Annotated in this window: 16 protein-coding genes and 1 tRNA gene; 9 read left to right on the top strand and 8 right to left on the bottom strand. The window is 71.0% G+C overall.

Annotated features, from left to right (window positions below; all coding sequences use genetic code 11):
* The first annotated feature begins 32 nt into the window (after positions 1–32).
* The 3 genes from FKD65_RS36400 to FKD65_RS36390 all read left to right on the top strand — a co-directional run bounded on the left by FKD65_RS36400 (position 33) and on the right by FKD65_RS36390 (position 3,231).
* Positions 33–1,811, top strand: coding sequence for a bifunctional (p)ppGpp synthetase/guanosine-3',5'-bis(diphosphate) 3'-pyrophosphohydrolase (locus FKD65_RS36400; protein ID WP_240809768.1), 1,779 nt, complete (start codon positions 33–35; stop codon positions 1,809–1,811).
* Positions 1,812–1,843: 32 nt separating this feature from the next.
* A complete protein-coding gene (locus tag FKD65_RS36395; RefSeq protein WP_141583417.1) occupies positions 1,844–2,287 on the top strand; it encodes a universal stress protein in 444 nt (147 codons plus the stop codon).
* Positions 2,288–2,403: 116 nt separating this feature from the next.
* The gene (locus FKD65_RS36390) at positions 2,404–3,231 is read left to right on the top strand and encodes a hypothetical protein (RefSeq protein WP_141583415.1); all 828 of its coding nucleotides are present in this window, start codon (positions 2,404–2,406) and stop codon (positions 3,229–3,231) included.
* On the opposite strand, the gene FKD65_RS36385 is transcribed toward FKD65_RS36390, so the two are convergent.
* Positions 3,212–3,847, bottom strand: a complete 636-nt coding sequence (locus FKD65_RS36385; protein WP_141583413.1) for a hypothetical protein — start codon at positions 3,845–3,847, stop codon at positions 3,212–3,214. The genes FKD65_RS36390 and FKD65_RS36385 overlap by 20 nt on opposite strands.
* Positions 3,848–4,017: 170 nt before the next feature.
* Positions 4,018–5,031, bottom strand: coding sequence for a glutamine synthetase GlnII (gene glnII, locus FKD65_RS36380; protein WP_141583410.1), 1,014 nt, complete (start codon positions 5,029–5,031; stop codon positions 4,018–4,020).
* A 404-nt stretch (positions 5,032–5,435) separates the two neighbouring features.
* Between glnII and FKD65_RS36375 the strand changes: the two genes are divergently transcribed.
* Positions 5,436–6,554 (top strand): nitrous oxide reductase family maturation protein NosD, encoded by a 1,119-nt coding sequence (locus FKD65_RS36375; RefSeq protein WP_141583408.1) that lies wholly within the window; start codon positions 5,436–5,438, stop codon positions 6,552–6,554.
* 52 nt (positions 6,555–6,606) lie between these two features.
* On the opposite strand, the gene FKD65_RS36370 is transcribed toward FKD65_RS36375, so the two are convergent.
* Positions 6,607–7,563: a DUF5937 family protein gene (locus FKD65_RS36370; protein ID WP_141583406.1), complete on the bottom strand. Its 957-nt coding sequence runs from the start codon at positions 7,561–7,563 to the stop codon at positions 6,607–6,609.
* A gap of 75 nt (positions 7,564–7,638) precedes the next feature.
* Here FKD65_RS36370 and FKD65_RS36365 point away from each other — a divergent pair, with 75 nt between their 5' ends.
* The 4 genes from FKD65_RS36365 (at position 7,639) to FKD65_RS36350 (ending at position 11,386) form a co-directional block, all read left to right on the top strand.
* Positions 7,639–9,018 (top strand): S9 family peptidase, encoded by a 1,380-nt coding sequence (locus FKD65_RS36365; protein WP_141583404.1) that lies wholly within the window; start codon positions 7,639–7,641, stop codon positions 9,016–9,018.
* Positions 9,019–9,142: 124 nt separating this feature from the next.
* Positions 9,143–9,829, top strand: coding sequence for a DUF899 family protein (locus tag FKD65_RS36360; RefSeq protein WP_141583402.1), 687 nt, complete (start codon positions 9,143–9,145; stop codon positions 9,827–9,829).
* Positions 9,830–10,021: 192 nt separating this feature from the next.
* Complete coding sequence (locus tag FKD65_RS36355; protein ID WP_205718373.1) at positions 10,022–10,768, top strand: hypothetical protein; 747 nt, start codon at positions 10,022–10,024, stop codon at positions 10,766–10,768.
* Positions 10,769–10,801: 33 nt separating this feature from the next.
* Positions 10,802–11,386, top strand: coding sequence for a DUF1877 family protein (locus FKD65_RS36350; RefSeq protein ID WP_141583400.1), 585 nt, complete (start codon positions 10,802–10,804; stop codon positions 11,384–11,386).
* Here the strand turns inward: FKD65_RS36350 and FKD65_RS36345 are convergent.
* Positions 11,383–12,342: a YafY family protein gene (locus FKD65_RS36345; protein WP_141583398.1), complete on the bottom strand. Its 960-nt coding sequence runs from the start codon at positions 12,340–12,342 to the stop codon at positions 11,383–11,385. The genes FKD65_RS36350 and FKD65_RS36345 overlap by 4 nt on opposite strands.
* Before the next feature lie 61 nt (positions 12,343–12,403).
* Here FKD65_RS36345 and FKD65_RS36340 point away from each other — a divergent pair, with 61 nt between their 5' ends.
* The gene (locus FKD65_RS36340) at positions 12,404–13,540 is read left to right on the top strand and encodes an epoxide hydrolase family protein (RefSeq protein ID WP_141583395.1); all 1,137 of its coding nucleotides are present in this window, start codon (positions 12,404–12,406) and stop codon (positions 13,538–13,540) included.
* Between the two features lie 60 nt (positions 13,541–13,600).
* On the opposite strand, the gene FKD65_RS36335 is transcribed toward FKD65_RS36340, so the two are convergent.
* The 4 genes from FKD65_RS36335 to FKD65_RS36320 all read right to left on the bottom strand — a co-directional run bounded on the left by FKD65_RS36335 (position 13,601) and on the right by FKD65_RS36320 (position 17,720).
* The gene (locus FKD65_RS36335) at positions 13,601–15,811 is read right to left on the bottom strand and encodes a tetratricopeptide repeat protein (protein WP_141583393.1); all 2,211 of its coding nucleotides are present in this window, start codon (positions 15,809–15,811) and stop codon (positions 13,601–13,603) included.
* Between the two features lie 7 nt (positions 15,812–15,818).
* Positions 15,819–16,202, bottom strand: coding sequence for a hypothetical protein (locus tag FKD65_RS36330; protein ID WP_141583391.1), 384 nt, complete (start codon positions 16,200–16,202; stop codon positions 15,819–15,821).
* A 988-nt stretch (positions 16,203–17,190) separates the two neighbouring features.
* A tRNA-Val gene (locus FKD65_RS36325) sits at positions 17,191–17,265 on the bottom strand.
* Between the two features lie 62 nt (positions 17,266–17,327).
* On the bottom strand, positions 17,328–17,720 hold the full coding sequence (locus tag FKD65_RS36320) for a nuclear transport factor 2 family protein (protein WP_141583389.1): 393 nt from the start codon (positions 17,718–17,720) through the stop codon (positions 17,328–17,330).
* Positions 17,721–17,743 lie beyond the last annotated feature (23 nt).

Raw genomic sequence — 17,743 nt, 5'->3', positions numbered from 1 at the left:
GGTGTGCCGTGGACGGGCCAGGCGGGGGCGCGATGGCGACGCTGAATCCGGCGACGGGACGGTTCCGCCTCCCGGCGCGGCGACGAGCGGCGGCGGGCGGCGGCCCGGACCCCGTGCGGGCCGCCCTCGCGCCCCTGCTCGCCGCCCACCGCATGAGCCACCCCACAGGCCACCGCACGAGCCACCGCACAGGCCACCGCACCGCCGGGCCGGGCGACACGCCCCCGCGGACCGCCGAGGCCGAGCTGCTGCGCGGGTACGCGGTGGCCGAACGCATGCACCGCGGCCAGCTCCGCAAGTCCGGCGCCCCGTACATCACGCATCCGCTGGCCGTCGCGCTGATCCTCGCCGGCATGGGCCTGGACACCACCACCCTGGTGGCCGCGCTCCTGCACGACACCGTCGAGGACACCCCGTACACGCTCGGGGAGCTCCGCGCCGACTTCGGCGACGAGATCGCGGTGCTGGTCGACGGCGTCACCAAGCTGGACGGCAGGCGCTGGGGCGACCGCGCCGAGGCCGAGACGTTCCGCAAGATCGTGCTGGCCGCGGCGGCCGACCTGCGCGTCCTGGTCATCAAGCTGGCGGACCGGCTGCACAACCTGCGGACGCTGCGCCACCAGCCCGAGCACAAGCGCGCCCGCTACGCCCAGGCGTCCCACGAGCTGCTGGTCCCGTTCGCGGAGCGGCTCGGCATCCACGTCCTCAAGCGGGAGATGGACGACCTCGCCTTCGCCGCCCGGCTCCCGGAGGCGCACGAGGCGACGCGGCGGGCCGTCCGGGCGGCGCTGAGCCGGGCGGGCCCGACGTTCGGGCCCGCGACGGCGCTGCTGCGGTCCTCGCTCGCCGAGCACGGCGTCAGGGCGCGGGTCGAGGTCAGGCCCTCCCACCTGTACGCGGTGCACCAGTCGTTCGGCGCCGGCCTGGCCGGGCTGCGGCCGTGCGAGGCGGCGCGGCTCCTCCTGCTGGTCGACGGCCCCGCCGGCGACTGCTACATCGCGCTCGGCGCCGTCCACGCCGCGCTGCACCCGGTGGCAGGCCAGGTCCGCGACTTCATCGCCACGCCGAAGGACAACCTCTACCGCTCGCTGCACACCCGCGTGATCAGCCCGGACGGAGACCCGTTCGAGGTGATCATCCGCAGCGAGGCGATGCACCCGGTCGCCGAGTACGGCATCGTCGCCCACATCAGGGACGCGGGCGGCGACACCGGCCCCACCGTCGCCGAGCGCCGCGACCTCGTGTGGCTGAGCCGGCTGCTGGCGTGGCAGTCGGGTGCTCCGTCCGCCGAGTTCCTTGACCGGCTCCGCGCCGACCTCGCCGCCGGCAACGTCGCCGCGTTCACCACCCGGGGCGACATCGTGCCGCTGCCCGCGGGCGCGACCGCGCTCGACTTCGCCTACGCGCTCGGCCCCGGCACCGGCGACCGCTGCATCGGCGCCGTCGTCAACGGGCGGCTCGCGCCCATGTCGGTGCAGATCCGCAGCGGCAACGTCGTGCAGATCCTCACCGACCCGGCGGGCGCCCCGTCCGAGGACTGGCTCGGCTTCGCCGCGACGGTGCCCGCCCGCGTCCACATCCAGCAGCGGCTCGCGCTGCGCCGCGCCGAGGAGGACGCCGACGCCGGCCGGCGCCGCCTCGTCATGGCGCTGGCGGGGCGGGGCCTGGACCTGCTCGCCGCCGAGGCGCGCGGCGACTCGCTCGCCGTCGCCCGCGACCTCGGCTACTCCGACGTCGACGCGATGTACGGGGCGCTCGGCACCGGCGCCCTCTCCCTCGACGACCTGCTGGCCCGCTTCACCCGGCCCTGAGCCGCCGATTACGCTGGTGCCGTGATGATCACATGAAGCCGTTCGAGTACGGCGTCGACGGCCCGAAGGTGATCGTGGCGGGGGTGGACGGCTCCGAGACGTCGCTGCGCGCCGGCGCGTACGCGTGGGGGCTCGCGCGCCGCGGCGGCGCCCGGCTCGTCGTCGTGCACGTCGCGCAGGTCGCCTCGGTCGGCACCCTCACCCCGGGCGGTGCCGCCGCGCTGCGCGAGACCGCCGACGAGATCTCCGCGGAGATCCAGCGCGAACTGGAGGCCGCCGCCGGGCGCGAGCAGGTCCGCTACGACTTCGTCGCCGAGATGGGCGACCCCTACACCGTGCTCGCCCGCGTCGCCGACGAGTCCCGCGCGGACGCCGTGGTCGTCGGCGCGTCGGCGCAGGCCGGGCACCGGTTGATCGGGTCCGTCGCCGTGCGGCTGGTCAAGGCGGGGCGGTGGCCGGTGACCGTCGTGCCCTGAGCGCGCCCGGTTCGGCCGCGCCTTTGGGGGAAGGGCGGGGCAGTGACGGAGAAGGACGAGGCCGCGACGGCCAGGGCCCCGGCGGCCAGGGCCGGGACGGACGGGCGGAGGCGGCGATGCCAGACCCTCTTCTGACGGAGATCGGCTGGGAGGGGTCCGCGCTGCGGCTCGCCGGGACCCTCAAGCCCGACGGCGCCGTCTCGGAGATCGAACTGCTGCTGCGCGAGCGCGACGGCGACGGCCTGCTGCGCGTGCCCGCCTCGGTCGAGAGGCGGGGCGGGCGCGCCGCGTTCGAGGCGGAGGTCGACGTCGCCTCCGTCGTCGGCGGGCATCCGCTGCCGGGCGGGCTGTGGGACGTGAGCCTCTCGGTCGAGGCGCCGATGGAGACCTCCGTCGTCCCGCTCGGCCGGGACCGCGCGCCCGACGTGGACGCCTCGCCCCTGCGGCGGTTCCTGCCGGGCTCCTGCACGGTGGTCGCCTACTTCGGCGCCGAGGGCGCCCTGGCGATCGACGTCGGCGGCCGCCCGCACGTCGCCGGGTCCCTCGCCGCCGACGCGCTGAGCTGGAACGCCGAGCGCGAGGAGGTCGTCGTCGCCGGGCACCTGGAGCTGCGGCGCACCGGCATGCCGGTCTCCGGGACGCTGCTGATGACCGAGCGGCGCACGCGGCACGTCTACGAGGTCATCGCCGCGCTGGAGGAGCGTCCGGACCGGCTCTGCTTCAGGGCCGCGGTGCCGGCGACGCGGGCGTTCATCGACGACCCGCTGCCCCGCGGGACCTGGGACGTCTCGCTGTGCCTCGGCTTCTCCGGGATGCACCGCGAGCTGCGGCTGCTGGCGCCGGACGAGCCGGTGGACGTGCAGGTGCGGCGGCGGCTGCGGCACGTCCGAGTCGTCTCCTCGGCGGCGCCCGGCCCGCTGACGATCAGGGTCGGGCGCGTCTGAACGGGCCGTCCCACGGGAACTGCCGGGAGGACGCCGCGACCACGGCGCACAGCAGCGCCACCACGGCCGACCCGCCGGCCAGGTTGATCCCGGACGTCGCGAGCGCCGCGTCGAGCCTGCCGTGGATGGTCAGCGGCAGGATCGTCAGCAGCAGCACCGCGATCCCGCCGATCCACGCGAACGCGCGGATCGGGTGCGCCGCCGACGACAGCAGCAGGTGCATGAGCGCGGTGGCCTGGATCGTCGCCGCCGAGGCGCACAGCGCGTAGCTCGTCGCGGCGGGCGCCGCGGAGGCGTGCCCGCCCGCGAACACCGGCACCTCGACACCGAACGCCGCCCGCAGCCCCATCACCACGGCGAACGCCAGGCCCCCGCCGACCAGGGCGGCGGACACCCCCGTCCACCACAGCGGGCGCAGCGGCGGGCCGGACTCCTCCCTGGAGACCTCCTCGTGGAACGCGATGAAGTCCTCGTACCGTTTGGGCGGCGCTTCCGTCGGGCGCCGCCGCGCCGCGGAGGGGCAGCGGAACGAGCGCTCCCACGGACGCGGCGCTGGGCGGCCGGCGTGCCTGCCCGGCAGGCCACCGGAGTTCCGCCCGAAGGATGAGTCGGGCATGTTGCCTCCCCCGGTGCGAACGTAGGAGTGCTACCCGGGCCCGTAGGGAGGAACTCGCCCAACCTCACCATTTTGCAGATGTTTGGCCGCGTTCTCCCGAATGGCAGAACACGGCGGAGCCCCGGGGAGCGCCGCGCTCCCCGGGGCCTCGAACCCGCTCGGCCGGGCTGTCAGACCAGGCCGGCCTTCTCCAGCGCCGCGCAGCAGGTGCCCGTGATCAGGCGGGCCACCACGTACGGGTCGACGTTGGCGTTCGGGCGGCGGTCCTCGATGTAGCCCTTCTTCTCCACCTCGACCTGCCACGGGATCCGCACCGAGGCGCCGCGGTTCGACACGCCGTAGCTGAACTCGCTCCACGGGGCCGTCTCGTGCATGCCGGTCAGCCGCCGCTCGATGTCGGCGCCGTACCCGGTGACGTGCTCCTGCGCCTTCTCGGCGAGCGCCTCGCACGCCGCGATGATCGCGTCGTAGCCCTCGCGCATGGCCTTGGTCGAGAAGTTGGTGTGCGCGCCGGCGCCGTTCCAGTCGCCCTCGACCGGCTTCGGGTCGAGCGTCGCGGACACGTCGTGGTTCTCGGCGATGCGGTAGAGCAGCCACCGGGCGATCCACAGGTGGTCGCCGACCTCGATCGTGCCCGCCGGGCCGATCTGGAACTCCCACTGGCCGGGCATGACCTCGGCGTTGATGCCGGAGATCTTCAGGCCCGCGGCCAGGCAGGCGTCCAGGTGCTCCTCGACGATGTCGCGGCCGAACACCTCGTCCGAGCCCACGCCGCAGTAGTAGAAGCCCTGCGGGGCCGGGTAGCCGCGCTCGGGGAAGCCGAGCGGGCGGCCGTCCTTGTAGAACGTGTACTCCTGCTCGATGCCGTACCAGGAGTCCTGCGACTCGTACTGCTCGGCGACGGGCCGCAGCTTGGCCCTGGTGTTGGTCTCGTGGGGCGTGCCGTCGACGAGGTAGACCTCGCACAGCACGAGCTTGTGGTCGCCGCCCCGGATCGGGTCCGGACAGGAGAAGACCGGCTTCAGCACGCAGTCCGAGTGGTCGCCGGGCGCCTGGTTCGTGCTGGACCCGTCGAACCCCCAGTCCGGCAGGTCGGCCCCGTCGGCGAGGATCCTCGTCTTCGACCGCAGCCGGGCGGTCGGCTCGGTGCCGTCGATCCAGATGTACTCGGCCTTGTAGCTCAACGTGGGTCCCTTCGTGTCTGCCGGGCCTTGCGGGTTCGGCCTCACAGAACGTGCCAACCTGGCATTTCACACCTGTTGCCCTTTTGTGAACGGCATGTAACGCGCGACGCGGCCCGCTGAGACGTTGCTCACAGGCCCGCCGCGCACCCCGTCCGCCTGCCGCGCCCGCGCGCCGCCCCGGCGCGTCCGGCCCCGCCCTGCGCGCCATCCAGCCACCCGAAATCGCCGGAAACCCGTCAATAAAACGAAGTCCAGCCATTTAATAAACGCGATCCCCTGGCCAGGTCGAACCCTCGCATGTTTCTTTAACTCCTCCACACCGACCGAACGATCACCACTGCCCGGGATGAGTGAAGATTCTTTTCACAGGCTCCGATCATGGAGCCGAAGAACGGGGGAAAGGGATGAAGCAGATATTCGCGGCTTCGGCGGCCACCGCCGTCGCGCTGACGGGGCTCGCTTCCACGGCGCCGGCGAGCCAGGCGGCCGACGGCGGCGGCACGCGGGGACGGGTCCACGTGGTGAGGCCCGGCCATTCGATCCAGCGGGCGGTCGACCGCGCCCGGCCCGGCGACACCATCCTGCTCAAGGCGGGCCACTACGCGGGAGGCGTCCTCGTCCGCAAGCGCCTCACCATCCGCGGCGAGGGCAACAGGACCGTCCTGCGTCCGGGCCACCGCGACCACTGCGCGAGGGCCAAGGCGCCCGGCATGGGGATCTGCGTGGTCGGCAGCCCGAGGCACCCGGTCAGGGGGGTGACGATCCGGAACCTGACCGTGCGGGGCTTCGAGGAGACCGGCGTCCACGGCATCTACACCGACCGCCTCAGCGTCCTGGCCGTCCTGGCCAAGCAGAACGGCGAGTACGGCATCGCCGAGTACCGCTCCACGCGCGGCCGGTTCCAGTGGAACTGGACCCTCGACAACAGCGAGGACGCCGGGCTCTACGTCGGCGACACCGCCGACGCGCGCGGCCCGGGGGGCGCCCGCGGGGGCGACCACGCCCGCGGGACCGTCGTGGCCGAGAACCACAGCTTCGGCAACACCCTCGGCGTCCTCGTCCGGCACGCCCACCACGTCGAGGTCTACGGCAACGAGATCGCCGGCAACTGCGTCGGCGTCGCCCTGGTGGACGACGGGCAGCCGGGCGGTCAGGGCCACAACAAGGTCGTGAAGAACAAGATCTTCAAGAACAACCGGACCTGCGAGGAGCACGACCCCGTCCCGGCGCTCGGCGGCACGGGCGTGCTGCTCTTCGGCGGCGAGGGCAACATCGTCGCCAAGAACATCGTGAAGTTCAACAAGGGGGAACTGCCCTACTCGGGCGGCATCGTCCTCTTCCCGGGCGTGGCCCCGGAGAGCGGCCACGCCAGGCCCGCGCGCCACAACCTGATCGCGGCCAACGTCGCGCTGAGGAACGAGCCCTACGACATCGTCGACAAGAGCGGCAGCGGGACCAACCGCTTCCGCCGCAACCTGTGCCGGACCTCGGACCCGGACGGCCTCTGCTCAGAGCACCACTGAACGGGGACGCCGGCAGAAGGACCCCGCTCCCGCGTCCGGGAGCGGGGTCCTCTCACTCCGGCGGACCGCCGCGTAGGAACCGCTCCCCGAGCGGCGTCAGCGCGTGGTGCACCGTCTTGCCCCGGCGCTCGCTGGTGAGCAGGCCCGCTCCGCGCAGGGCGGTGGCGTGCTGGGAGGCGGACGCCGCGCTGACCCCGAGCCGGGCCGCGAGCGTCCCGGTCGTGAGCTCTCCGTCCGCGCCCACCAGCCGGATCACGGCGGCGCGGGTCCGGCCGAACACCCGCGGCAGGGTGTCGCCCGTTCCGCTGATGGGCCGGGACGAGGGGACCACCACGACCGCCGGACCGGCGCCCGAGCCCAGGACGCGCGGTCCGGTGACGAACACCGAGGGCATGAGGAGGAGCCCGCGCCCGCCCAGGCGGACGTCGCCGTCGTACAACGTCTCGACCTCCAGGACCGGGGACGTCCAGCGGATGGCGGGGTGCAGGCTCCCGAGCAGGCCGCCGATGCCGTCACGGGCCATCGTCCGGGCATGGCGGGACGCCTCGGCGCACAGGTGGTCGCCGAGGTCCTGCCACGAGTCCGCTAGCGCGGCGCGGTGGAAGTCGCGCAGCCCGCGGACCAGCGTCCGCATGGTCTCCCCGTCCCCGCCGGCGAGGCGCGGCAGCCACGAGGCGGGGGGCCGCGAGCCGTGCGACCGCTCCAGTTCGGCGCGGATCCGCCGGGCGGGCGTGGACGCGACGGCGTCGAGCTCCGACTCGATTCCGGGCACTCGCGTGTAGGGGGTCAGGAAGTCGGGGAACCAGCGTCCGGGCGGCACCAGTTCGAGCAGCAGGCGGGACGGGCCGGTGAGCCTGGCGCGCGTCCGCGCCCGCCATGCGCCGGGAATCGGCTCGGGCCCGCAAGCGCGCAGGGCCTGGGCCCCGAGAACGGTCTGGGCGAGCGGCGAGAGGCCGGGAGTGATGCGAATCCGGGTGAGGTCCTCGTAGTCGAGCCAGAGCCGGAGCATGGGTCGGAGAATACGACATTTAACCTATTTCTGAAATCATTGCACCGGGCGGGGAACGTGCTGGAAGGTGCGGGCATGAACCGACTCCGCCTGTTGTGCCGCACCGTTCCGCTGATGGTTTTCGCCGCCGTGGCCGCGGTCGCCCTCCCCGCTCGCGCCGACGACGGCACGAGCGTCCGCGAGGGCGAGCTCGACGGGGTCCCCTACCGCGTCGAGGTCCCCGCCCGCTGGAACGGGACGCTGCTGCTGTGGAGCCACGGCGCGTACAGCCTGGAGTTCCCGGCGCCGTCTCAGGTCTCGCTGACGAACCATCCGGCCACCGAGCGGTGGCTGCTCGACCACGGCTACGCGCTCGCGGCCTCGCAACTGCGCGTCTCGCGCGGCTGGGGGGTGGTCGAGTCCGGACTGAAGGACCAGATCGACCTGCTCGACTGGTTCACCGCGAACGTCGGCAAGCCCCGGCGCACCGTTTCGGCGGGCTCGTCCGCGGGCGGGCTGACGTCGGTGCTCCTGGCGGAGCGCAACCCCGGCCGCTTCGCCGGTGTCGCCTCCCTCTGCGGAGTCCTCGGCGGGACGACGGGCCACTTCAACAGCGCCCTCGACACGAACTTCGCGGTCAAGACGCTCCTCGCGCCCGACCTGGACCTGGTGCGCGTCAAGGACCCGCAGGCCAACACCTCGGGCGCGCGCCGCGCGCTCGGAACCGCGCTCGGCGACGCGGGCGGCCGCGCCCGCCTCGCCCTCGCCGCCGCCCTCGCGGACATCCCCGGCCGCTACACGGCCCGGGCACCGGCACCGGACACGGTCGCCGGCCGGGTGGAGCAGCAGGTCTACTACGCCGCCTACGACCGGGGGGCCTTCTGGGGCTCCAACCGCGCCGACATCGAGAAGCTCGCCGGGGGCAACCCGTCCTGGAACACCGGCGTGGACTACCGGACGCTCCTCGCCCGCTCCAGCCAGAAGGACCTGGTGAAGCGCGCCTACCGCGAGGCCGGCCTGAGCCTGCGCGACGACCTCGCACGCCTGAACGCGGCACCGCGCGTCAAGGCCGACCCCGCCGCCGTCCGCTACCTCGACCGGTACGGCACCCCCACCGGCCGGACGCCCGCGCCGGTCGTCACCCTGCACTCGACGGGCGACGGCAACGTCCCGCCGGAGAACCAGCGGTCCTACGCCGCGAAGGTGCGCGACCCGGCGAACCTGCGGCAGCTCTACGTCGACCGCGGCTACCACTGCTCCTTCACCGCCTCCGAGGAGATCGCGACGGTGCGGGCGCTCCTCACCCGCATGGACACCGGCCGCTGGCCGGACACCCGGCCGGCGGCCCTCAACCGCTCCGCCGGGACGCTCGCCCCCGACTACCAGACGGTGTTCGACACGGACCCCGAGCCCGGCATGTACCCCGCGACCCCGTCCTTCACCTACCACCACCCGGGCCGCTACCTGCGTCCGTGACCGGTTCCACCCGTGAAGGCCGTGGTCCGTGGGGGCGGACCACGGCTTTGCGGGCGTCCGGCGATGAGTTCGGCGGCCGGGCCGAGTCCACCTGTGGAGACCCTGCGAGAACCTGGAGGACTTCATGACCGCCAAGGCCCTGCCACCCATCGTGGACGCCAAGACCTGGCAGAACTCCCTGGACGAGCTGCGCGTCCGCGAGAAGGCCGCGACCCGCGAACTCGACGCGATCGCCGCCCAGCGCCGCCGGCTGCCGATGGTCGAGATGCCCGCCTACACCCTGGAAGGCGAGAAGGGACCGGTCAGCCTGGCCGAGGTCTTCGAAGGCAGGTCCCAGCTGATCGTCTACAACCACATGTGGTTCCCCGGCGAGAAGTGGCAGTGCCCGGGCTGCACGGGCTTCACGTCCCAGTTCACGCGGCTGGAGTTCCTGGACGCCCACGACGCCAGGTTCGTCATCGTCACCCAGGGGCCGATCGACGAGGCCCTCGCCTACAAGCGCCGCGTCGGCAACAAGATGACCTGGTACTCCACGGCGAACAGCTCCTTCGGCACCGACGTGGGCGCACCTCCCGGAGGCGGCTTCGCCGTCAACGTCTTCCTGCGCGACGGCGACACCGTCTACCGCACCTGGCACACCACCGGCCGGGGCACCGAGCAGCTCAGCCACACGTTCCCCCTGATCGACCTGCTCCCCTACGGCCGCCAGGAGGAGTGGCAGGACGTCCCCGAGGGCTGGCCCCAGTCCCCCACCTACAGCCGCTGGCCCGGCTCCGAGGAGATAGCCGCCCACTACGGCCAGGACACCTGACCCCCGTGGGCGGTGTCCGGCCGCGTGTGACCGCTCACGGTCACTGAGTCGACCACTCTCACGGGCCTGCGGGGAAGGCGGCGTCGAACGAAGGCCGACCCGCCTCCATAGTTGAAGAACGGACGTGAGGACGGCACCGGGCCGCCAGATAATGAGGTGTCCGGTGCCGCGGCCGACTATAGCCTCGTTCGCATGGCCTTGGATGTGAGAGATGTTCACCAAGCGCTGGAGAAATGGGCCGGCTTCCCGGTCGAGCGGGAGCCGAGGCCTATCGTCCTGACCCAGATGAGCGTTGCGGAGCTGGAGAGGCTCAAGCGCGACACCGCGTGGCGCTCCCTGTTCGACGTTCCGGGAGTGCCCGAAGCGGAACTCCCACCCGAACTCCGCGCGGCGGCGCTCCACTACTACCGGGGCGAGGCACAGCCGTTGCCTGCCATCATCCGAGCGCCCGGGCCGTTCGCCACTGATCGGGGTCTGCGGGAGCTCCCCGCCTGGATGATGCATCCCCGCGACCGGAGGTGGCCGTTCATCGGGCTCGATCCCGAGTTCCGGCGGCAGATGACGTGGCGGCCGGAGAACCTCGCCGACTGGAGCCCCACCGAGGAGTCGTCCCTCGCGGCGGACGGCCGGACGCTGACCTACCGGTTCACAGGCACCCCCGCGGAATACGCGGCGTATCCGCACGCTGAGGTGTACGAAACGGAAACAGCGGTCCTGATCGATCCGGTCGAAGTGGATCTGGATGGTCCCGACCATGTTCGGTTGACCTACTCGGAGCAACGCGAGGTCGTCGTCCACCTGAGCGTCCCGCTGGGCAATCGCGTCCTCATCTGTGCCCCCCGGAGCAGCGTCGACAGTGAGTACGGCGGCGCTCCCCGGACGGTCATCACCGCCGTTCAGGACGTCCAGCCGCAGGGATACCGACCCTCCGGCCTCTGAGGGCGAGGGGCGCGACATGTTCGCCGGAGGGACATGGGCTTCTGGATGTGGTCGACCAGGTACGACGGTGCCGAGGTCGCGGCTCTGCTCGATCATCCGCACGGGTTGCACGCGGGCCTCGAGCGGCTGTCCAACGTCTGGGAGGACCTGCCCGTCGGCCTCGGATACGACCCGTCCGGCTCCTTGAGAAAGCTTGAGGCGGTGGACACCCACAGGGCCTGGGACGCCCTGCACGTCCTGGTGACCGGCCAGCCGAACGAGGACTACGAGCAGGCCTCCGGAGACCCGCCCGCCTGCGATGTCGTGATGGGCGGCCTCGTCATGAACGGGACCGGGGAAGGCTCCCTTTTCCGCGTACCGCGTCTCCTGCGCCCCGACCAGGTGCGAGCGGTGGACGCTTTCCTAAGCACCCTGGACCGGGACGCGCTGATCCGTGAGCGCCACGCGTTTCTGAAAGAGGTCCGGCCCTACTCGTTCGAGAGCTGGGGACGGCTGCCGAACGGCGAGGACGGGGACATGGTGGAGATGGGCGTCCTCGGAAGGGTCTTCGACGACGTCCGCGGCTTCTACGCCCGCGCCGCCGCCGCGGGCAACGCCGTCGTCAAGGAGATCTTCTAGCGAGTCGTGGCCCGCGACGCCTGGAGCCGGTCGGCCACGACGCCGATCCGCTCGACCAGCTCAGGCGGCTCGTGCACCACGAACCCGACGTCCATCAGGCCAACCCAGATGACGATCTCATCCAGGTTGTTAGCGCCGCACAGCAGGACGCAGGTCTCCTCGTCAACGGACTTCACCGTCCCCATCGTCGGCGGCATGTGCCCCGCCACGACCTCCGCAGAGGCGTGCATCGTCAAGCGCGCCTGGTACCGGTACGGCGCACTGGACACCGCCCGGGACAGGTAGGCGGCGAGGTCCTCGTCGGGCGGGTCGCGGGGGACGAAGCGCGGCCCGTTCGGCGTCCTCAGGCTCATCCGGTCGACCCGATACGTCCGCCAGTCCTCCTTGCCGGCGTCCCAGCCCACGAGATACCACCAGCGCCCCGAGTGCACGAGCCGGTGCGGCTCGGCCGAGCGGCTGCTCTCCCGCCCCTCGTGCGACCGGTAGTCGAACCTGAGCACCTCGTGGTCCCGGCAGGCCGCGGCGACGGCGGTCAGGACCCCGGCGTCCACCGGCGACGCCGCACCCTTCATGGGCACGGTCATCGACTGCAACGCGTGGACGCGATGCCGCAGCCGCGAGGGCAGCACCCGTTCGAGCTTCGCGAGCGCCCGGGCGGACGTCTCCTCGATCCCGGCGACCGTGCCCGCGGCGGCCGTACTCAGCCCCACCGCGACCGCGACCGCCTCGTCGTCATCGAGCAACAAGGGCGGCAGAGCGGACCCGGCGCCCAACCGGTAACCCGGCGCACCGGCCGTGGCGTCCACCGGATAACCCAGTTCCCGCAACCGCTCCACATCCCGCCGCACGGTCCGCGTCGTGACACCGAGCCGCTCCGACAGCTCCGCACCAGACCACTCCCGGCGTGTCTGCAAAAGGGACAGCAGCCTGAGAAGTCGCGCCGAGGTCTCCGCCATGCCCTCAATCCTGGGCCAACCTAGGACCGAACCCGTCCTAGGCGGCTCCTAACGTCGTCCCATGGCGAAGATCAACCCGTTCCGCATCGAGATCCCCCAAGCCGACCTGGACGACCTCCACGACCGCCTGGCCCGCACCCGCTGGCCCGAAGACCTTCCCGGCACCGGCTGGTCGTACGGCGTCCCGTCCTCCTACGCGAGGGAACTGGCCGAGTACTGGCGCACCGGCTACGACTGGCGGCGGCACGAGGCGGCCCTCAACGAGTACCCGCAGTTCACCACCGAGATCGACGGCCAGAACATCCACTTCCTGCACGTCCGCTCCCCCGAGCCGGACGCGCTCCCCCTGATCCTCACCCACGGCTGGCCAGGCTCGATCGCCGAGTTCATGAAGATCCTCGGCCCCCTCACCGACCCCCGAGCCCACGGCGGCGACCCGTCCGACGCCTTCCACGTGGTCGCACCGTCCCTCCCCGGCTTCGCGTTCTCCGGCCCCACCCGCGAGACGGGCTGGACCCTGCGACGCGTAGCCCGCACCTGGGCCGAGCTGATGACCCGCCTCGGCTACGACCGCTACGGCGCCCAGGGCGGCGACACAGGCTCACTGGTCTCCCCCGAACTAGGCCGCGTAGCCCCCGACAACGTGATCGGCGTCCACGTCAACGGCGCCCTGGGCTTCCCGACCTTCACCCCCGAAGAAGCGGAGGGCCTCACAGAAGCGGAGCAGGCCCGCCTGGCCATCTACACCGACCAGGACCGCGCGGGCTACGCCATGATCCAGTCCACCCGCCCCCACACCCTGGCCTTCGGCCTGCACGACTCCCCCGCCGGCCAGATGGCCTGGATCGCGGAGAAGTTCAAGGAATGGACCGACCCCGCCCACGACCTCCCCCACCAGGCCGTAGACCGCGACCAGATGCTGACCAACATCACCATCTACTGGCTGACGGGCACCGCAGGCTCCTCCGCCCGCCTCTACAAGGAAGGCGCAGCCCACTGGGGCAAACCAACCGAAAAATCCAACGTCCCCACCGGCGTAGCCGTCTTCCCAGGCGACGCCGGCATACGCCGAATAGCCGAACGCGACCACAACGTAACCCACTGGTCAGAGTTCCCCAAAGGCGGCCACTTCGCCGCAATGGAAACCCCGGACCTACTACTAACCGACATCCGCAGTTTCTTCCACCAACTCCACTAACCCGCCCCGCGGCCCGGACATGCGGCCCCCGCGGGCAGTCCCGCTCAGGTCGGCCGACCCCTATCGGTTCGATCGGCCAGCCTTTCTAAACTCGATCGCTTTCTGCATTGCTCGTCGGGTGGCCAGCGTGCGGGGGTGTTCGGGGCCAAGGACGCGTTCTTGAATGGGCAGGAGTTCACGGTAGAGGCGTTCAGCCTCACCCGGATTGCCCTGCTCACCCACCATCCAGGCGATCTGGGCGCGCACGCTCAGAGCGTTGGGGTGTTCAGGGCCAAGGACACGCTCTTGAATGGGCAGGAGTTCACGGGAGAGGCGTTCAGCCTCACCCGGATTGCCCTGCTCACCCACCATCCAGGCGATCTGGGCGCGCACGCTCAGGCTGTCGGGGTGTTCAGGGCCAAGGACACGCTCTCGAATGGGCAGGAGTTCACGGGAGAGGCGTTCAGCCTCACCCGGATTGCCCTGCTCACCCACCATCCAGGCGATCTGGGCGCGCACGCTCAGGGTGCCGGGGTGTTCAGGGCCAAGGACACGCTCTCGAATGGGCAGGAGTTCACGGGAGAGGTGTTCAGCCTCACCCGGATTTCCCTGCTCACCCACCGTCCGGGCGATCTCGTAGCGCGTGGTCAGGGCGTTGGGGTGTTCCGGACCAAGGACGCGTTCTTGAATGGACAGGAGTTCACGGTAGAGGCGTTCGGCCTCACCCGAATTGCCCAGAAAGAAGTGAGCGCCTGCCAGCCGGTCGTTGAGATCGAGTTGTTGAGGGTGTTCAGATCCAAGGCGTTGGCAGTGCCGGATTGCCATTTCGGCAATTCCTAAAGATGTGGAGAACAGCCCTGCCCACAGCAAGGCCCTTGAGCCATCTACCGCGATTTGAGCCAGCCGGGCGAGATCATCGGCCCGCACATGGGCAGTGGCATTGATCAGCAGTTCTTCCAGGTGGGGTAGCCACGTGAGCCAGGTGATCCAATTCGTGGACTTCGTAGGGTCGAGCTTGGCCGTGGCGGATTGGAGAACGGTGATGGCGGTCGCGGCTGAGGCAGACATCGGGTGCCGGGCCAATTCACGTTCGCGAAGCGTTTCGGCGACCAAAGGGTGGACCACGATGCCGCTGCGCCCTACACCAGCAATCTCTGATCGCTGAGCGTGAGTCCGGGTGGAAATCAGCCCGGTGGACAGCAGGGCTTGCAACCCGAGAGCCACTCCCGACGCGCCAGCCTCGCTGGATACTCGGCCAAGAACCTCATGATCCAGGCCAGCTGCGGGGATCGGAACCGGCGCGGCGAACCAAGCCAGCACCTCTAGCAGCCCCCGGGCCTGGGGAGTGCCCGAGCGGTCCAGATGGGCGAGCGACAGCTCCCAGGTCCCGGCCACCACATCACGATCCGACCCTGAGGACGCAGCAAAGCCCTCCTCCCACGCCCGCAGATACGCCGCAAACGTCCGCAGCTGGGAGAACGGAAGCCCCAGATGGGACCCGGCATGATGCAACGCCAACGCAAGACCACCCAACCGCGCCGACAGAGCCTCGGCCTCAGCCGCCGTTCCCGCGTGTGGCGCTAGGTCACGCAGAACCTGACCGCCATCAGCGTCAGACAGCCATCCCACCGGATGCAGATCTACCTTCCGGCCCCAGTGCGCGGGATCGCTGTCGCGGCTGGTCACCACAAGCAGACCCGACCGGGAACCACGCACCCACCCGTTCCCATCCCGCATGACGCGGCCAGTAACCGCCAACAAATCCAGATCATCGGCGTTGTCAATGACCAGTAACCATCCCGGAGCGGCCTCCAGGAGCGGCCACAGCACATCACATGCCGGCACCTGACCCGAGCGAGCCGCCTGCACATGCCGCGCCTCAGCGCCCAGCATCTCCGCCAGGCCCAACATGCCCGCCGTCAATGAGGCCGCATCGACCGCCGAGATCCACCACACCCGCCGCCGCTGCTGCACCGCCACCTCAGCGAGCTGCAACGCCACAGTGGACTTTCCCGTACCCCCTAATCCCGACAGCACGTGCGCGCGTCCATCCGGCGCCGCCAGCAGTTCGGTCAACTGATCCAGCAACCGATCCCGGCCCCGAACCCGCTCCGGCAGCCGCCCCAAGGGTGGCCACCACACCCCATGCCCGCTCGGCAGCGGCGCCGACTTCTCCAAGGCGGCACCGTGGATGTGCAGGTCCCGGCCGGCGGCGAACGCATCACGGCCAGCAGCCGAGGACTGGTTCACCTCCCGGCCCTCCAGCCCATCGGGTTCAGACGCGGCTGCCATCGGGCGGCTACTCCGCTGTGTCAGGGCGCTGGTTGATGTTCATGTCACGACCCGCGGCATAGGCGTCCCGCCCCGCCCGCACGTTCTGCACGACCGACCCGGCCGGCGCGTACTGCTCGGCCCACCCGGCCAACTCCTGAGCGAACGCCTCATCCCGCCGGGCATACCAGGCCAACGCCGCCGCCAACTCCCGCATCCGCCCCTCATCGGCAGGCTCCTGGACCGCCTGCTCCAACGCATCGACCGACCGCGTATCCGACCCGAACACCGCTCCGATCCGCTGCCGAATCCGCTCCACCACCCCCAGCGCCGCGCTCTCCCCCAGCCCGGACACCGCCCCCGTGGCGGCGATCAAAGCCACCGCCTCCGACACCGCGGTCACATCCACCACACCCATCTCCCCGTCCAGCGGATCACCGACCTACCGGCCCAATCTAGAACGATTGTCACTGATCAACACGACAAAAACACGATCCGCAACCGTCCTGCGTCCACATCTGGCAAGCCGTAAAGCGGCGCAGCAACCCAGCCAACTCCCCTTTGCCGCTGGCCCGGATAACCGCGCTCAGGATGGCCGCGGCAGCAGCTGGGGCGACATCGGCGGCAAGCCAAACCTGACCACGCTGATGCCGATAGATCTCGGCTTTCCCTTGACCTGTCTCATTACGAAGGCGAGCAACGCCCGAAGTGCTCGGTCCCCAACTCCTCGGCGATCGGCGCATGCTCTGCGTTCACAGCCCCAACGGCACGCTGACGGCGCGGGGACGCGGCATGATCACGCCCGCACGCTCCGGGGCGGCCAGGCGAGGGACCGCGCGGCGGCCTGAGCGCCGCCGCCCTTTGACGTCAACGCCGGGACGGTCACCGCCCGGCGAGCGCAAGTCGGGTTGGACGGGGGTGAACTGGTCATCGGGCCGCCAGATCGCGGGCGGGTCTACGGACGGGGGCACTCCCCCGAGCGATCACCCCGGAACTGCGGCGTTATCTCGGCAACCTCACGGGCCCCGAACCCGAAGCGCTTTATCTTCACCGGCAAGCGAGGCGGCGTCTGTCACGTCCTGCGGCGGGCGAACTTCCGGCGCGCGTCCAAGTGGGGTGAGACGGTGGCCGATTGGGGCGTTCCCCACCTGCACTTTCACGATCTCCGAGTCCGGCGCGACGCTGCGCGACTTCGTGGAGCGGATGGACCATGACAGCGGCCGGGCCGCGTTGATCTCCCAGCACTGGGCGGCGGGCGAACGTCCCGGCGATGGACGACAAGACCAACGGCGGCACCCAGGTGACGACGATGGGGCGTCCGGGGTGCTCGCGATTGTGGGCTAGTGGCACGCGGATGGCACGAGACCCCGTTTCCGGGCTTGGAAACGGGGTCTTTCTGCTGGTGGGCGCGGCAGGTTTCGAACCTGCGGCCACTCGCTTGTAAGGCGAGTGCTCTACCCCTGAGCTACGCGCCCGCGTTGCCGGGAAAGCGTACCTGGTTCTTGGGGGCGATCGCGAAGTGGTCAGGGCCACCGGGTCAGGTCATGGCCTCGTGGACGAGGTGGGTGTCGGTGAACTGCTCGAAGTCGGTGATCGCACCGTCCTGGACCCGCCAGACGTGGACGAAGCGGACGCGCATCCCCTTGCCCGTCGCGCGGTAGGTGCCCGAGTAGTGGCCGATCGCGACCACGGTCCCGTCGCCGCCGTCGACCAGTTCGTCGGGTTCGGCGCGGAAGCCCTTCCAGTCGGCGACCAGGCGGCCGAACACGCCTGCCTTGATGGCGTCCGTCCCGACGTAGGTGCCCGCGTAGGGGAAGCCGGCCATCTCGGTCCACGCCAGGTTCTCGGCGAAGTTCTCGACCATGCCGTCCAGGTCGCCGCGGGCCGAGGCCTCGTAATGGGCCTTGACGATGTCGTATGCCTCGCTCATTTGTCCTGCCCTTCCGGTGTCGA

The organism is Actinomadura sp. WMMA1423 (genome assembly GCF_006547145.1).
GTDB lineage: Bacteria > Actinomycetota > Actinomycetes > Streptosporangiales > Streptosporangiaceae > Spirillospora.
The sequence above is the reverse complement of the archived record's forward strand: the minus strand, read 5'-3'. Positions and strand labels throughout refer to the sequence as shown.

Bases quoted from the DNA above. Each gene is read 5' to 3' on its own strand.
- FKD65_RS36395 (WP_141583417.1), top strand. From the start codon at position 1,844: ATGAAGCCGTTCGAGTACGGCGTCGACGGCCCGAAGGTGATCGTGGCG.
- FKD65_RS36365 (WP_141583404.1), top strand. From the start codon at position 7,639: ATGAACCGACTCCGCCTGTTGTGCCGCACCGTTCCGCTGATGGTTTTC.
- FKD65_RS36350 (WP_141583400.1), top strand. From the start codon at position 10,802: ATGGGCTTCTGGATGTGGTCGACCAGGTACGACGGTGCCGAGGTCGCG.
- FKD65_RS36355 (WP_205718373.1), top strand. From the start codon at position 10,022: ATGGCCTTGGATGTGAGAGATGTTCACCAAGCGCTGGAGAAATGGGCC.
- FKD65_RS36335 (WP_141583393.1), bottom strand. From the start codon at position 15,811: ATGGCAGCCGCGTCTGAACCCGATGGGCTGGAGGGCCGGGAGGTGAAC.
- FKD65_RS36385 (WP_141583413.1), bottom strand. From the start codon at position 3,847: ATGCCCGACTCATCCTTCGGGCGGAACTCCGGTGGCCTGCCGGGCAGG.
- FKD65_RS36370 (WP_141583406.1), bottom strand. From the start codon at position 7,563: ATGCTCCGGCTCTGGCTCGACTACGAGGACCTCACCCGGATTCGCATC.
- FKD65_RS36400 (WP_240809768.1), top strand. From the start codon at position 33: ATGGCGACGCTGAATCCGGCGACGGGACGGTTCCGCCTCCCGGCGCGG.
- FKD65_RS36345 (WP_141583398.1), bottom strand. From the start codon at position 12,342: ATGGCGGAGACCTCGGCGCGACTTCTCAGGCTGCTGTCCCTTTTGCAG.
- FKD65_RS36340 (WP_141583395.1), top strand. From the start codon at position 12,404: ATGGCGAAGATCAACCCGTTCCGCATCGAGATCCCCCAAGCCGACCTG.
- FKD65_RS36360 (WP_141583402.1), top strand. From the start codon at position 9,143: ATGACCGCCAAGGCCCTGCCACCCATCGTGGACGCCAAGACCTGGCAG.
- FKD65_RS36375 (WP_141583408.1), top strand. From the start codon at position 5,436: ATGAAGCAGATATTCGCGGCTTCGGCGGCCACCGCCGTCGCGCTGACG.
- FKD65_RS36390 (WP_141583415.1), top strand. From the start codon at position 2,404: ATGCCAGACCCTCTTCTGACGGAGATCGGCTGGGAGGGGTCCGCGCTG.
- FKD65_RS36320 (WP_141583389.1), bottom strand. From the start codon at position 17,720: ATGAGCGAGGCATACGACATCGTCAAGGCCCATTACGAGGCCTCGGCC.